The organism is Ventrimonas faecis (genome assembly GCF_040096075.1).
In the GTDB taxonomy this organism is placed as follows: domain Bacteria; phylum Bacillota; class Clostridia; order Lachnospirales; family Lachnospiraceae; genus Brotaphodocola; species Brotaphodocola faecis.
Window position 1 is genome coordinate 31,787 of record NZ_JBBMFJ010000006.1, and the last position, 14,731, is coordinate 46,517.

Consider the following 14,731-nt stretch of genomic DNA (forward strand, 5'->3'; position numbering starts at 1 on the left):
TTTTGGAAATTTGCCAAAAATGGACGCAAAAAAAGCAGCAAATCTTTTTCGGATTTACTGCTTCATGTGCCGCTGCGGTGCGGCGGGATGGATATTCAGTTGAAATAAAAGAGGATGGTGGTACTTTAGTCTATCGACTCTTTACTAACTATTAGGTAATCTTGAAAGATTTTCCTTGAATTTATCTAAAGAATGTTCATTGTTTCCCGCAAAAATAAGTGGAATTGTATATTCATATGATATGCCATTTTCATAGTCCGATAATTGTATTTTTATAGTATCATCCCTCTCATCTTTAGGTGCTATATATATGAATGAATTTTTATTTATATCAGATATTTTCCCTTTTTCAGAAGAAACAGTATAACCCCAGTCTGTTAAATTTGTCTTTATTGTAACTTCTGTTTCTGTTTCTTTTCTAGTCTGCAATGCTGTTTTATCGATTTGGATATCAAAAGGAGTCGAACCTAACAATTCACTGTTTATATTTACAAGTTCTTCTCCATTTGTTTTAGAAATATTAGATTCATCTTCATAATTTTGTTGAGATTCATCTTTTGGTGTTTCTCTGTTACATCCTAATAAAAAGCATAAAATAATTAGTACTAATACAGAAAGTTGTTTTTTTTGCATTTATTTCTCCTTTCATATTATCAAAGAAAGCACTGAGAGTACTTTCAAGAAATTATGAAATATTCTCAATGCTTTCTATTTTTTGATTATAAACTTGCCGGTAATGATACTATGTTAATTTATCTCTTTCGCGTAACCTTTGTTGCAATATACACATGCACCATTCACCCATTTGTGAGACATTTCAATCGTCTCAACTTCATAAATGCTTACTTCTCCACAAATTAAACATTGTTTGTAATTATATACATGACGTGTCGCACATTTATCCCAGTCATCATATATACCAGGCATTTCCATAGTACTGGGGAGAACCCCAACTATGAGTATGAGCGGCAAATACAGTCATTGGAGCAGCTACAATTCCAGCTACTACTGAAAGTGCTAAAATAGATTTTCTTAAATTCATAAGTTCCTCCCTTTCCTTAAAAATACATAGCTCTTTGTTACATTGTCATTTTAACATAATAATTGGTAAAATGCAATAATTTATTTTCTATTTACGAGAAAATACTGTGCATATTATCTTATTTAGGAATAGTTAAGGCGGCTACCTAAATCTTTTTATTACTTTACCGCACATGAGCATTGTTTGCCGGTATGGTAACCTTATCCGGCTTTACCATCATCGCGTGATGAGTTTCTTCCCAAAACGCGGAAAATAAGCTATAATGATTGTAGTTATTTTGTACGGCAGGGAGAGACAGATATGAGCAGAATCAGGCAGCAGGAAAAAGCCTGGCGTTCCAGAGAGGCGCTTCTGGCAGCAGCGGAATCACTGTTTGCTGAAAAGGCAATTGCAGATGTTGGCGTTCGGGAAATCGCGGCGGAAGCCGGAGTCACCACGGGAACCTTTTATCATTATTTCACGGGTAAGGATGATATTCTGGATAAAGTCTACCGCAATCATGATGAAGACATGGGAAAACTTTTGCATGAGTGGGCGCAGGAGCCGGGCGGTTACTGCGACAGGATTCAGAAGTTTTTTGCGGAGAATCTGGCCGGATCGATTCTGGAAGATGGCCGGGAATTTACCTGTTACCGGGTGTTTCAGATGCGTAAGCACAGCAGTGATAAGGACAGTCTGTATGCTGGCATGCAGGGACTGATTCGAAAGGCAGTGGATGCGGGGGAATTCCGTGGTGATGTTTCGGTAAAAGAAATCAATGATTATCTGTTTGTGGTGTTTCGCGGTGTCCTGTATGAGTGGTGTCTGTGTGCGCCGGAAACCGTGTTTCCGCTGGCAGAAAGACTGGATCGTCTGATCGGTTATGCGCTGAAGTCCTTTCAGTAAAATTTATAAAAGCAGAGGGAAGTCCTGTTTTTTGGGGGCTTCCCCCTGCTTTTTTCGCGGATTGTAACTGTTCAGTACCCTCACAGTTACGGGCAAAAATCCATTGAAAATTGCCTTCGGCAATGGGATTTTTGCCTGCAAGCCCAGGTTTTCATACGGTCAGCGCAGTGAATGCGTAGACCTACTGAACAGTTACCGCGGATTGTCCATTTGGTGTCTGTCTGCATAAGATATAGTAAGGAAAGATGGACAGGCGGATGCTTATGTGGGATCTGATCAGTGGGGCACAGCTGGATGAATATCTGGATCAGGAGACAGATTTGTTTCTGGTGGATATGCGGGATGCCCGCTCCTACCGCAGGGCGCATATCCGGGGAGCCGTGAACATTCCGACGGGGGAACTGCGAAGTCGGATCGGAGAGCTGCCCCGGGACCGCCTGATCGTGTTGTACTGTTACCATGGCCCCAACAGCATGCGGGCGGCGCGGTGGCTGGCATCCCTGGGATATGAAACGGCAGATGTGTACGGCGGAATCCAGAATTACCGCGGAAAGTATCTGGAGTGGTATGAATCCGTTGACAACTTTATGGGCGGGTAATAAAATAATGATATTAATGTCAAGGAAAGATGAGGAAAAAACACTATGAAATACATGTTTGCATCAGATATTCACGGTTCCGCCCACTACTGCCGGAAAATGCTGGAGGCTTACCGCCAGTCCGGCGCTGAACGCCTGATTTTGCTTGGTGATCTTTTGTATCACGGACCGCGCAATGACCTTCCGCAGGAGTATGCGCCGAAGCAGGTCATTGCCATGTTAAATGAGTACAAAAACGAGATCATTGCCGTGCGCGGAAACTGCGAGGCTGAGGTAGACCAGATGGTTCTGGAGTTCCCGGTTATGGCGGATTATGCCATTCTGGTGCTGAACGGCCTGACCTTCTTCGCAACCCATGGCCATCTGTTCAATCAGGACCAGATGCCGCCGTTAAAGGCAGGAGATATTCTGGTGCATGGCCACACACATCTGCTGAAGGCAGAAAAAGTGAACGGACATTACATCTTAAATCCGGGTTCCACCTCCATTCCGAAGGGCGGCAATCCGGCAACGTACGCAATCCTGGACGAGCAGGATTTTAAGATCTTCGACTTCGACGGCAATGTGGTCAAAGAGGCGAAATTAGGTTAAGGAAAGGAACGGTATGGCGACAAAAGTATATGAACTGATTGCACCCTGTCATTTTGGCCTGGAGGCAGTCCTGAAAAAAGAAATTCTGGATCTTGGATACGAGATTTCCCAGGTGGAAGATGGAAAAGTAACCTTTCTTGGGGACGCGGAGGCCATCTGCCGCGCGAATATTTTTCTGAGAACGACAGAGCGCATTCTGTTAAAGGTAGGAAGCTTTAAGGCAACAACCTTCGAGGAGCTGTTTCAGGGAACCAAGTCACTGCCGTGGGAGGAGTACATCCCGCAGGACGGCCGTTTCTGGGTCAAGAAGGCCAATTCCATCAAGAGTAAGCTCTTCAGTCCGTCCGATATCCAGTCCATCATGAAAAAGGCTATGGTAGACCGCATGAAGCAGGGCTATGGGGTGTCTGTGATCCCGGAGACCGGTGCGGACTACCCGGTGCGCGTATCGCTGTATAAGGATATCGTTACCGTTGCGCTGGATACCACCGGTGAGTCCCTTCACAAGCGCGGCTACCGCAAGATGACCAGCAAGGCACCCATTGAGGAGACTCTGGCGGCAGCCCTCATCATGCTGACTCCGTGGAACAAGGACCGCATTCTGGTGGATCCGTTCTGCGGAAGCGGAACCTTCCCGATTGAGGCAGCTATGATGGCAGCCAATATGGCGCCGGGCATGAACCGCTCCTTCCTGTCAGAAAACTGGAAACAGATCATTCCGCGCAAGTGCTGGTATGAGGCCATGGATGAGGCCCACGAGATGGTGGATGATACCGTCAGCGTGGACATTCAGGGCTACGATCTGGATCCGGAGGTCATCAAGGCAGCCAGAGCCAATGCAGAGCTGGCCGGTGTGGCCCATATGATCCATTTCCAGCAGCGGCCGGTGGCGGAGCTGAGCCATCCGAAAAAATATGGTTTCCTGATCACCAACCCGCCATACGGCGAGCGTATTGAGGATAAAAAGAATCTTCCGGCACTGTACACCCAGATCGGTGACCGCTTTAAGGCGCTGGACAGCTGGTCCGCGTTCATCATTACTTCCTATGAAGATGTCGAGAAGTATATGGGCCGCAAGGCGGACAAAAACCGTAAAATCTACAACGGAATGATGAAGACCTATTTCTATCAGTTCCTGGGGCCGAAGCCGCCGAGAAGAAAACCGGAGGCCGCGCCGAAAAATCAGGATCGTGAGCAGTAAATCCTCATGGAACAAAACGAACTGGCAGGGAGAGTCTGAATTGAACAGGAAGTTTTCATGGAGAGGCATGCTGCTTGCCCTGGTGGTGTCGGTACTCTTTACAGGCGGATGTTCGGCGGTGGCTGCTCCGGGGCCGGAAGGACATCTGGAGTCAAAACAGTCCCGGGAAAAGGAAACGTCACGTCTGGAGCCGGAAATCTCCCGGGAAACGGAAAGCACGGTTTCTGCTAAGGAAACGGAGCCGTCTGCTGTGGAAATTCCGGCGGGCGGATCAGAGCTTCCCTCCCGTTATGACGCCCGGACGGATGGTCGTACGGCACCGGTAAAGAATCAGGGGGATCTTGGCACCTGCTGGGCCTTTGCTTCGCTTCTGGCGCTGGAAAGCAGTCTTCTTCCGGAGGAATCTTATGATTTTTCCGAGGACCACATGTCCCATGACCCGAATTTTCTGTTGGATCAGAAGAGCGGCGGTGACTACATCATGTCCATGGCGTATCTGCTTTCCTGGCGGGGACCGGTTCTGGAAGAGGAGGATCCTTATGGGGATGGGATCTCACCGGAGGGACTGACCGCGGTAAAACATGTGCAGGAAATCCAGATTTTACCGGAGTATGACCGGGATGCCATCAAAACAGCAGTTTACCGCACGGGCGGGGTGCAGAGCGCGCTTTATACGACCCTGCAGGGGCAGCAGGACAGCCGCTACTATAAGGAAGAAAACGGTGCCTATTACTATTCCGGGACGCTCCCGCCCAACCACGATGTGGTTATTGTGGGCTGGGATGATGATTATCCGGCGGAAAACTTTTCAGAACTTCCACCGGATAACGGGGCTTTTCTTTGTGAGAACAGCTGGGGAACGGAGTTCGGAAAGGCCGGATTTTTCTATGTTTCCTATTACGATACCAATCTTGGCAGTACCAATCTGGTTTATTCCGGTGTGGAGCCGGCGGACAATTACGAGCAGATCTACCAGAGCGACCTGTGTGGCTGGCTGGGACAGATCGGTTACGGCAGTGAGAATGTATGGGGGGCCAATGTTTATACGGCTTCTGAGGGCGCACAGCAGATTCAGGCGGCTGGATTCTACGCAGTGGACGCAGATACAGAATATGAGATCAGCGTGGTCACGGACGTGCCTCAGAATCCGACGGATGCAGACTGGCTCCGCTTAAAGCGCAGGAAGTCCCAAATGGTATCCGGGAAGCTTTCGTATGCGGGATATTACACGATCCCCTTTCCGGAACCGGTAACCGTACAGGCGGGGGAGCGCTTTGCCATAATTTTGGAGCTTCGCACGCCGGGGGCGGTTCATCCTATGGCGATTGAGTACGATTCCGGGGACGGACGCTGCCTGGTGGATATCACGGACGGCGAAGGCTATTTAAGCGCGGACGGGGATGTCTGGGAGCGGGCAGAGACAGAGCAGGAGTGCAACCTCTGCCTGAAGGCGTACACGGTTATGAGGTAAAAAGAGGAGGGGAAGGCATGGGCCTTTCCTATATGCAGGAAAACAAAGGACGGCATCCAGGCATGCCGGAGGAGAGAATATGAAAAAACACAGAATCGTATTTGCAACCGGCAATGCCGGAAAAATGAAGGAGATCCGCCTGATCATGGCAGATCTGGGCTGTGAGGTGGTATCCATGAAGGAAGCCGGAGCAGACCCGGAAATCGTGGAAAACGGCACTTCCTTTGCGGAGAACGCGGAGATCAAGGCCCGGGCAGTCTGGAACTGCACTGGTGATATCGTGCTGGCCGATGATTCCGGCCTGGTGGTGGATTACATCGGCGGTGAGCCGGGCATTTATTCGGCCCGTTACATGGGGGAGGATACATCCTACGAGATCAAGAACCGGAATATCATTGACCGTCTGGCAGACGCAAAAGGAGAGGAGCGCAGTGCCCGCTTTGTCTGCAACATTGCGGCAGTGCTTCCGGATGGACGTGTGCTTCACACGGAGGCAGCCATGGAGGGGCAGATTGCCATGGAACCGGCTGGATGCGGCGGTTTTGGCTACGACCCGATCCTGTATCTCCCGGAGTTTGGCATGACTTCCGCGGAAATTACCATGGAGCAGAAGAATGCGATCAGCCACCGCGGAAAGGCGCTGGAGGCCATGAAGAAGGAATTAGAGCATTACTTTGAGGAGGAATCCCGATGAAGATACTGATCGTGAGTGATACCCACAGAAAAGACGGAAACCTGTACGATGTGATTGAGAAGGAGAAGCCGCTTGATATGCTGATCCACCTGGGAGACGCAGAAGGAAGCGAAAACGTGATTGCGGACTGGATCAACGAAGACTGCGAGCTGGTCATGGTCCAGGGCAACAATGATTTCTTTTCCTCCCTGGACCGGGAAATCGAGCTGGATCTGGGGCCTCACCGCGCTTTTCTGACTCACGGCCATTACTATAACGTATCTCTGGATGTGGACCGCCTGTGGGAGGAAGCAAAGGACCGCGGATGCGATATTGCCATGTTTGGCCACACCCACCGTCCATATCTGGAGGAGCGGGAGGGCATTACCCTCTTAAATCCGGGCAGTCTTTCTTATCCGCGCCAGGAGGGCAGAATGCCATCCTACATGATCATGGATCTGGAGGAGGATGGAACCACGAAATATCACATGATGTTTTTAGGCGATTAAGCCGGTCTGAAAAGAGGCGCTCTGCGCCGCCGGAACCGGTCCGAAAAACAGTATGAAAAAGTTGCAAAAAAAGTTTGCAAAAACTGTTGACAAATGAAGACCTGTATTATATAATTACTCTCGCGTTGTTCAGTAATGCTCTGTGAGAGCTGATGAACATACAGGTTTTCAGTGATCCGGGGTGTGGCTCAGCTTGGCTAGAGCACCTGGTTTGGGACCAGGGGGTCGCAGGTTCGAATCCTGTCACCCCGATTTAATTGAATATGCGGGTGTAGTTCAATGGTAGAACACCAGCCTTCCAAGCTGGATACGTGGGTTCGATTCCCATCACCCGCTCTTGAAAAGTTCATCTTTTCAAAAGTGAGTCTGTAGCTCAGCTGGATAGAGCAACGGCCTTCTAAGCCGTGGGTCGGGGGTTCGAATCCCTTCAGGCTCGTTTCTTTCACAAAAGTGAAAGAGAAATTTCATAATGGTGGGTATAGCGCAGCTGGTTAGCGCGCCAGATTGTGGCTCTGGAGGCCGAGGGTTCGAATCCCTCTATCCACCCTGATTGTTGGATCCTTATGCAGATATGCGTAGGGATTTTTTACAATCTGTATATTCACATACGGCGTCAGCTGACGCTGAATGAAAAATTCGTATCCGCGGGCATGGCGGAATTGGCAGACGCGCCAGATTTAGGTTCTGGTATCTCTGATGTGCAGGTTCAAGTCCTGTTGCCCGCACTGAAAAACCCCGGTGATTGGTTTCACCGGGGTTTTTTGTGCTGACGGCCATTGTATGAATGCCGTTTTTATTTGGTTAAGGTACCATTGTCGAAGTAGTCGATCTTCATGGAATGACGTACATCTGCCAGGGTCTTTGCTGCAGTTTCCTTTGCACGCTTGCTGCCCTCTTCAAGGATATCGTAAACATCCGGAAGACGCTGTTCCCATTCTTTTCTGCGCTCGCGGATTGGTGCCAGCTCGGACTGGATGACGTTGTTTAAGAACTTCTTGACTTTGACATCGCCCAGGCCGCCGCGGCGGTAGTGGTCTTTTAACTCGTCCAGGTTGTTGTAATCCGGCAGGAACTCTGCGAAGTGCTCCGGACGGCTGAAAGCATCGAGGTAGATAAATACCGGGTTGCCCTCAACCTTACCCGGATCTTCCACACGAAGGTGGTTCGGATCGGTGAACATGGACATGATCTTCTTGCGGATATCCTCTGGCTCATCGGATAAGTAGATGCAGTTCCCCAGAGATTTACTCATTTTTGCCTTGCCGTCGATACCCGGCAGTCTTAAGCATGCCTGGTTCTGCGGGAGGAGGATCTGCGGCTCAACCAGGGTCTCACCGTATACGGAATTGAATTTGTGTACGATCTCGCGGCACTGCTCGATCATCGGCATCTGGTCCTCACCAACCGGAACGGTGGTAGCCTTGAATGCAGTGATGTCGGCTGCCTGGCTGATCGGGTAGCAGAAGAAGCCAACAGGAATGCTTGCCTCAAAGTTGCGCATCTGGATCTCAGATTTTACGGTTGGGTTTCTCTGAAGGCGGGAAACGGTAACCAGATTCATATAGTAGAAGCTGAGCTCAGTCAGCTCCGGAACCATGGACTGGATGAAGATAGTGGACTTCTCCGGGTCGAGGCCGCAGGAAAGGTAATCCAGAGCAACCTGGATGATGTTGTCGCGTACCTTTTCCGGGTGTTCTGCGTTGTCAGTTAAAGCCTGCGCATCGGCGATCATGATGTAGATCTCATCGTATTTGCCGGAATTCTGCAGTCTGACACGCTCTTTTAATGAGCCAACATAGTGGCCAACATGAAGACGGCCGGTAGGACGGTCGCCGGTCAGAATAATCTGTTTCATATATGATAGGACTCCTTTGTTCTTTGTGCGGCGCTGCCGCTGATTCTTCTATTATAATATCTTCGATGGGACGCGTCAACCAAATCGAAGGTTTCGGGCTGGGGATTTTGCTGATTTGGAAAGCAAAGCTATTGCTTTTTTGGCGGGAATCAGATATAATAGACAGGCGTTTATATTTCTATAAACCATTGGGCCATCGCCAAGCGGTAAGGCACAGCACTTTGACTGCTGCACTCGAGGGTTCGAATCCCGCTGGCCCAGCTGAAAAAAAGAGCAGGACATTTTTCGTTATGAAGGATGTCGTGCTCTTTTTCAATAGATCTGTGTCTGTATAACAAAAAACACCAGAGCAAACGCTCTGGTGTTTCTTCGCTTTGATTCTTGATTCTATGACCTCATCGGGAATCGAACCCGAGTTTACGCCGTGAGAGGGCGTCGTCTTAACCGCTTGACCATGAGGCCAGAATCGAGGCGACAAGATTCGAACTTGCGACCTCTGCGTCCCGAACGCAGCGCTCTACCAAACTGAGCCACGCCTCGAAGCGACTCCAATAATATAGCATCATTCGGGAAATAATGCAAGCACTTTTTTGAAAAAATTGAAAAAAGTTTTTTGCGGTCGGATTCTGCGATGGAGAACCGGTGGAAGAATGCCGTGTATACAAGAAAAAACAAGGTTTTGCGCCGTTTTATGCAATTTGCTTATTGATAAAAATGTGTCAATATGAGAAAATGAATCTATAGTATGCGCACTGTGCGCATTTGGGTCATTATCTGTCAACAACAGTTAAATTTTGGAGGATTGGGTTATGAGAGTTACGATCTGTATCGGAAGTGCATGTCATTTAAAAGGATCAAGAGAAATCATCCAGCGCCTGCAGGAGCTGGTAAAGGAACACGGAGTTTCTGATAAGGTAGATTTAAACGGAGCGTTCTGTACCGGAAACTGTGTCAACGGTGTCTGCGTGACGGTAGACGGAGAGCTGTTCTCCTTGAAGCCGGAAACTACCGATGACTTCTTTGCAAAGGAAATTTTAGGGAGACTGTAAGTATGGCAATTATTGACTTTAAAGCAACGAAATGCCGTCATTGTTACAAATGTGTGCGTAACTGCGAAGTCAAGGCCATCATGGTAAAAGACGGGCGTGCGGAGATCATGCCGGAGAACTGTATTCTCTGCGGGCGCTGCCTGCAGATCTGCCCCCAGTCGGCCAAAACGCTGGTCAGTGACCTGAGCCTGGTAAAAGGCATGGTTGAGGCCGGAGAGAAGGTTGTGGTTTCCATTGCGCCGTCTTATATGGGACTCTTAAAATACCACACCATCGGGCAGGTACGCTGTGCGCTGATGCGCTTAGGGTTTGCCGATGTACGGGAAACTGCGGAGGGAGCCGCTCTGGTAACTGCGGAGTACGCGAAGCTTCTTTCGGAAGGAGCCATGAAAAATATCATCAGCACCTGCTGTCCCAGTGTGAACGCGCTGATTGAGAAATATTACCCGCAGCTGATTCCGTATCTGGCTCCGGTGGTTTCTCCGATGATCGCCCACGGACGGATGATCAAACAGCAGATGGGAGCGGACACCAAAGTCGTTTTCCTTGGCCCCTGCATTGCGAAAAAGCAGGAGGCACTGGATCCGCGCCATGCGGACTGCATCGACGCGGTGTTAAACTTCAATGACATCAACCGCTGGCTGAATGAAGAGGATATCGTCATCGAGGATTGCGAGGATACCCCGTTTGAGCGGATGAACCCGCGGGTAAACCGCCTCTATCCGGTGACCAGCGGCGTGATCAATTCGGTGGTGGCTACACAGTCCGGACAGGATAATTACCGGAAGTTTTATGTACATGGTGAGAGCAACTGCATTGATCTGTGCCAGAGCATGGTACGCGGCGAGATCACGGGCTGCTTCATTGAGATGAACATGTGCTCCGGCGGCTGCATTAAGGGGCCAACTGTTAATGACCGTTCCATTTCCCGGTTTAAGGTGAAGCTGGATATGGAAGAACGGATCAGCCACGATCCGGTGCCGGAGGAAGAGACAGCTCCGGTGCTTGAGGCGGTATCGCTGAATAAGGTATTTTTCGACCGTACCCCGCATGATCCGGTTCCCTCTGAGGAGGAGATCCGCCAGATTCTTGCAAAGACCGGAAAGATGCGCCCGGACGATGAATTAAACTGCGGCGCCTGCGGTTATCCGACCTGCCGCGAGAAAGCCATTGCGGTGTATCAGAAAAAGGCCGAGCTTGATATGTGCATTCCGTTCATGTACGAGAAATCCAAGTCCTTCGCGAACCTGGTTATGGAGACATCGCCGAATGTGGTCATGATCGTGGATCAGGATATGAAGCTTCTGGAGTATTCCGCGGTGGGTGAGAAGTATTTCGGCAAGACCCGGGCGGAGGCGCTGCAGATGTATCTGTACGAATTCATTGATCCGGCGGATTTCCAGTGGGTATTTGATACACACCAGAACATTCACGGCAAAAAGGTCCATTATCCGGAGTTCAAGCTGGACACCTTACAGAATATTGTATACATACCGGAGCAGAATGTGGTGCTGGCCACCTTCATTGATATTACAAAGGAAGAGGAGCAGGCACGCCTGGAGTATGAGCGCAAGTTAGACACCATCGACCTGGCGCAGAAGGTCATCCACAAGCAGATGATGGTAGCCCAGGAGATCGCGGGCCTTCTCGGCGAGACAACGGCAGAGACCAAGACGACGCTGACGAAGCTTTGCAGATCCCTTCTGGAGGACGGAAGCGACAACGGAGGTAAGTAGTATGGCAATTACCGTAGATGTTGCTTATAAGAGCCTGAATAAATTTACCGAGGTTCTCTGCGGAGACAAGGTGGAGCTGCTGAAAACTGAAGATTCCAACATCATGATCCTGGCAGATGGCATGGGAAGCGGCGTAAAGGCCAACATCCTTGCCACCCTGACCTCCAAGATCCTGGGAACCATGTTTTTAAACGGCGCTACGCTGGAAGAATGTGTGGAGACCATTGTGGAGACGCTGCCCATCTGCAAGGTGCGGCAGGTAGCCTACTCCACCTTCAGTATCCTTCAGGTGTTTCACAGCGGAGATGCCTATCTGGTGGAATTTGACAATCCCAGCTGCATTTTTATCCGGAACGGCCAGCTTGTGCCGATCCCCCAGAACATCCGGGAAGTGCAGGGGAAAAAGATCAATGAGTACCGTTTTAAGGTCCAGCGGGGTGATGCGCTGATCCTGATGAGCGATGGAACCGTCCATGCTGGCGTAGGGCAGCTTCTGAATTTCGGCTGGCTCTGGGAAGACATCGCCAAATATGCAGTGAAGCAGTATGCCCTGACTATATCGGCCATGCGCCTTGCGGCATCCATCTGCCAGGCCTGTGACGAGCTTTACCAGTACCGCCCCGGGGATGATACCACGGTGGCCTGCATGCGCATCATCAACGCGAAGCCGGTACACCTGATGACCGGCCCGGCCCAGGATCCTTCCATGGATGAGGAGATGGTACGAAGCTTTATGTCGGGGGACGATTCCACTAAGCGGATCGTCTGCGGCGGAACCAGCGCCACCATCGTGTCCAGAGTCCTAAAGAAGAAGCTGGACGTGTCCATGAATTATGTGGATCCGGATATCCCGCCCATTGCCTATATGGATGGCATTGAGCTTGTAACAGAAGGTGTGCTGACCTTAAACCGTGTGGTACAGCTTCTGCGGCGCTATATGAAGAATGAGACCGTTTCGGAGAATTTCTTCCTGGAACTGGATAAGCCAAACGGCGCTTCCATGGTAGCCAAGATGCTGATCGAGGATTGCACCGAGCTGCACTTATATGTAGGAAAAGCCATCAACAGTGCTTATCAGAACCCGGGCCTGCCCTTTGATCTTGGCATCCGCCAGAATCTGGTGGAGCAGTTAAAGACTGTGGTGGAAGAGATGGGAAAACAGGTAACCGTAACCTATTATTAGTTTTTTTATACAAATACAAAGAAAATAAGAGTTGAGCAGGAGATCCGTTCTGATGCGGTCTGCGCAATGCGCGGCTTCCATCAGGAATCTTTGCGGAGTGGGTCTCCGGAAATGAGGAGGAAAATCATGGTAACAAATGACGCAACAATCTTACGCATCAAACACGACGTACTGTACGAGGTAGCAAAGCTGGCATGGGCTGGTGAGCTGGATGAGGAGCATAAGAACCAGGTTCCGTACACCATCATCCCGGGACCGCAGGCGCAGTTCCGCTGCTGTATCTATAAAGAGCGCGAGATCATCCGTCAGCGTGTCCGCCTGGCAGAGGGCAAATGCCCGACCAGCGGCAAGGATTCAAGAAACGTGGTTCAGGTCATCGGCGCAGCCTGCGAGGAGTGTCCGATCGCATCCTACACCGTAACCGATAACTGCAGAAAATGTATGGGTAAAGCCTGCCAGAACTCCTGTAATTTCGGTGCTATCAGCATGGGAGACACCCGTGCCCACATTGATCCGAACAAGTGTAAAGAGTGCGGCAAGTGCGCAAATGCCTGCCCGTACAACGCCATCGCGCATCTGGAGCGTCCGTGTAAGAAGGCATGTCCGGTAGACGCTATTACATATGATGAGTACGGCGTATGCGAGATCGATGAGAACAAGTGCATCCAGTGCGGCGCCTGCATCCACAGCTGTCCGTTCGGAGCAGTCGGCTCCAAGACCTTCATGGTAGATGTCATCAACATGATCAACGCAGGCAAGAAGGTCGTAGCAATGGTGGCGCCGGCAACCGAGGGCCAGTTCGGACCGGATATCACCATGGCAAGCTGGAAGACGGCGTTAAAGAAGGTTGGCTTCGCAGACATGGTAGAGGTTGCGTTAGGCGGAGATATGACTGCAGCAGCAGAGGCTGCTGAGTGGGCAGAGGCTTACAAAGAGGGCAAGAAGATGACCACCTCCTGCTGTCCGGCATTCGTAAACATGATCAAGCAGCACTTCCCGCAGCTTCTGGATAACATGTCCACCACCGTTTCCCCGATGTGCGCAGTCTCCAGAATGCTCAAAGAAAAAGACCCGGAGACCATTACTGTATTTATCGGACCGTGTATCGCAAAAAAGAGTGAGACTCTGGACTTAAATATCAAGGACAACGCCGACTATGCGATGACCTTCGGTGAGATCCGTGCCATGATGCGTGCGAAGGATGTAGAGCTGGAGCCGGAGGAGAACACCTATCAGGAAGGTTCCGTATTTGGTAAGCGCTTCGGTAACTCCGGTGGTGTAACCGCAGCCGTGGTAGAGTGCTTCAAGGAGATGAACGAGGATATCGCTCCGAATGTCATGAAGTGCAACGGCGCTGCTGAGTGTAAGAAAGCACTGCTGCTCATGAAGGTTGGCAAGCTTCCGGCAGACTTTGTAGAGGGTATGGTCTGCGCAGGCGGCTGTGTAGGCGGCCCGAGCAAGCACAAGACCGAGCTGGAGGCCAAGAAGGCAAGAGATCTGCTGATCGGCCAGGCAGATGACCGCGAAGTGCATGCAAACTTAAAGAACCTGGGCGTAGATCAGGTGGCAATGCACAGACACTAAAAAGCAATATTGAAGCAAAACTAATCAAGAGTCCGGGCGTGTGGAAAATTCCAGAATTCAATTTTCCGCACGCCCTGCTTTATTGACTCCGCTGCAAAAAAAGCAATAGCTGCTGGCATGTATTGGCTTGCCAAAAACGTAAAAGATATGTAGCCATAATCACGCTTTCAAGCGGCCACCAGTAACATATTAATGGTTTGCTAGGCCGCCTTTAGGCGGAAAAGCAACATTGGCTCCGTAGAGCCAACATCAAACCACCAGCAGGGCTGGTGGTTAGTGATTGCGGAGCTGGTAGAGTAGGCCAACTCCGTTTTTGGTGTTTAGTTCCGCAAAAGATCCCGCCGTAATACTTG

General features: G+C 50.1%; 14 protein-coding genes and 8 tRNA genes. 17 read left to right on the forward strand and 5 right to left on the reverse strand.

The window, feature by feature from the left end:
- Positions 1–144: 144 nt before the first annotated feature.
- Both WMO41_RS04440 and WMO41_RS04445 read right to left on the reverse strand, forming a co-directional pair.
- Positions 145–633 carry a hypothetical protein gene (locus WMO41_RS04440; RefSeq protein WP_002569239.1) on the reverse strand — a complete coding sequence of 163 codons (489 nt, stop codon included), beginning with the start codon at positions 631–633 and terminating at the stop codon, positions 145–147.
- A 277-nt stretch (positions 634–910) separates the two neighbouring features.
- Positions 911–1,042 (reverse strand): hypothetical protein, encoded by a 132-nt coding sequence (locus WMO41_RS04445; protein ID WP_349228728.1) that lies wholly within the window; start codon positions 1,040–1,042, stop codon positions 911–913.
- A gap of 300 nt (positions 1,043–1,342) precedes the next feature.
- On the opposite strand from WMO41_RS04445, the gene WMO41_RS04450 reads away from it, so the two are divergent.
- The 12 genes from WMO41_RS04450 to WMO41_RS04505 all read left to right on the forward strand — a co-directional run bounded on the left by WMO41_RS04450 (position 1,343) and on the right by WMO41_RS04505 (position 7,696).
- Positions 1,343–1,927 (forward strand): TetR/AcrR family transcriptional regulator, encoded by a 585-nt coding sequence (locus tag WMO41_RS04450; RefSeq protein WP_349228729.1) that lies wholly within the window; start codon positions 1,343–1,345, stop codon positions 1,925–1,927.
- A gap of 263 nt (positions 1,928–2,190) precedes the next feature.
- Positions 2,191–2,526: a rhodanese-like domain-containing protein gene (locus WMO41_RS04455; protein ID WP_349228730.1), complete on the forward strand. Its 336-nt coding sequence runs from the start codon at positions 2,191–2,193 to the stop codon at positions 2,524–2,526.
- Between the two features lie 45 nt (positions 2,527–2,571).
- Positions 2,572–3,117: a phosphodiesterase gene (yfcE, locus tag WMO41_RS04460; protein WP_349228731.1), complete on the forward strand. Its 546-nt coding sequence runs from the start codon at positions 2,572–2,574 to the stop codon at positions 3,115–3,117.
- A gap of 13 nt (positions 3,118–3,130) precedes the next feature.
- The gene (locus WMO41_RS04465) at positions 3,131–4,318 is read left to right on the forward strand and encodes a THUMP domain-containing class I SAM-dependent RNA methyltransferase (protein WP_349228732.1); all 1,188 of its coding nucleotides are present in this window, start codon (positions 3,131–3,133) and stop codon (positions 4,316–4,318) included.
- A 40-nt stretch (positions 4,319–4,358) separates the two neighbouring features.
- On the forward strand, positions 4,359–5,789 hold the full coding sequence (locus WMO41_RS04470; protein ID WP_349228733.1) for a lectin like domain-containing protein: 1,431 nt from the start codon (positions 4,359–4,361) through the stop codon (positions 5,787–5,789).
- 79 nt (positions 5,790–5,868) lie between these two features.
- Positions 5,869–6,483: an RdgB/HAM1 family non-canonical purine NTP pyrophosphatase gene (rdgB, locus tag WMO41_RS04475; RefSeq protein WP_177292766.1), complete on the forward strand. Its 615-nt coding sequence runs from the start codon at positions 5,869–5,871 to the stop codon at positions 6,481–6,483.
- On the forward strand, positions 6,480–6,971 hold the full coding sequence (locus WMO41_RS04480; protein ID WP_349228734.1) for a metallophosphoesterase family protein: 492 nt from the start codon (positions 6,480–6,482) through the stop codon (positions 6,969–6,971). The genes rdgB and WMO41_RS04480 overlap by 4 nt, the downstream gene beginning before the upstream one ends.
- A gap of 177 nt (positions 6,972–7,148) precedes the next feature.
- Positions 7,149–7,223, forward strand: a tRNA-Pro gene (locus WMO41_RS04485).
- Positions 7,224–7,236: 13 nt separating this feature from the next.
- A tRNA-Gly gene (locus tag WMO41_RS04490) sits at positions 7,237–7,307 on the forward strand.
- A 26-nt stretch (positions 7,308–7,333) separates the two neighbouring features.
- Positions 7,334–7,407: transfer RNA gene (locus tag WMO41_RS04495), tRNA-Arg, on the forward strand.
- A gap of 36 nt (positions 7,408–7,443) precedes the next feature.
- Positions 7,444–7,517: transfer RNA gene (locus WMO41_RS04500), tRNA-His, on the forward strand.
- A 98-nt stretch (positions 7,518–7,615) separates the two neighbouring features.
- Positions 7,616–7,696: transfer RNA gene (locus WMO41_RS04505), tRNA-Leu, on the forward strand.
- Positions 7,697–7,764: 68 nt separating this feature from the next.
- On the opposite strand, the gene trpS is transcribed toward WMO41_RS04505, so the two are convergent.
- A complete protein-coding gene (gene trpS, locus WMO41_RS04510; RefSeq protein WP_349228735.1) occupies positions 7,765–8,826 on the reverse strand; it encodes a tryptophan--tRNA ligase in 1,062 nt (353 codons plus the stop codon).
- A gap of 189 nt (positions 8,827–9,015) precedes the next feature.
- On the opposite strand from trpS, the gene WMO41_RS04515 reads away from it, so the two are divergent.
- Positions 9,016–9,087: transfer RNA gene (locus WMO41_RS04515), tRNA-Gln, on the forward strand.
- A gap of 129 nt (positions 9,088–9,216) precedes the next feature.
- Here the strand turns inward: WMO41_RS04515 and WMO41_RS04520 are convergent.
- Together WMO41_RS04520 and WMO41_RS04525 are read right to left on the reverse strand one after the other, a co-directional pair.
- A tRNA-Glu gene (locus tag WMO41_RS04520) sits at positions 9,217–9,288 on the reverse strand.
- 4 nt (positions 9,289–9,292) lie between these two features.
- Positions 9,293–9,366 (reverse strand) — tRNA-Pro (locus WMO41_RS04525).
- Positions 9,367–9,635: 269 nt separating this feature from the next.
- Here WMO41_RS04525 and WMO41_RS04530 point away from each other — a divergent pair.
- From WMO41_RS04530 to WMO41_RS04545, 4 genes are all read left to right on the forward strand, one after another.
- Positions 9,636–9,875 (forward strand): NAD(P)H-dependent oxidoreductase subunit E, encoded by a 240-nt coding sequence (locus tag WMO41_RS04530; protein ID WP_118533836.1) that lies wholly within the window; start codon positions 9,636–9,638, stop codon positions 9,873–9,875.
- A 2-nt stretch (positions 9,876–9,877) separates the two neighbouring features.
- On the forward strand, positions 9,878–11,611 hold the full coding sequence (locus WMO41_RS04535; RefSeq protein ID WP_349228736.1) for a [Fe-Fe] hydrogenase large subunit C-terminal domain-containing protein: 1,734 nt from the start codon (positions 9,878–9,880) through the stop codon (positions 11,609–11,611).
- Position 11,612: 1 nt separating this feature from the next.
- A complete protein-coding gene (locus WMO41_RS04540; RefSeq protein WP_349228737.1) occupies positions 11,613–12,794 on the forward strand; it encodes a SpoIIE family protein phosphatase in 1,182 nt (393 codons plus the stop codon).
- A gap of 126 nt (positions 12,795–12,920) precedes the next feature.
- Entirely contained in the window at positions 12,921–14,378 is a 1,458-nt protein-coding gene (locus tag WMO41_RS04545) for a 4Fe-4S dicluster domain-containing protein (RefSeq protein ID WP_349228738.1), read from the forward strand.
- Positions 14,379–14,731 lie beyond the last annotated feature (353 nt).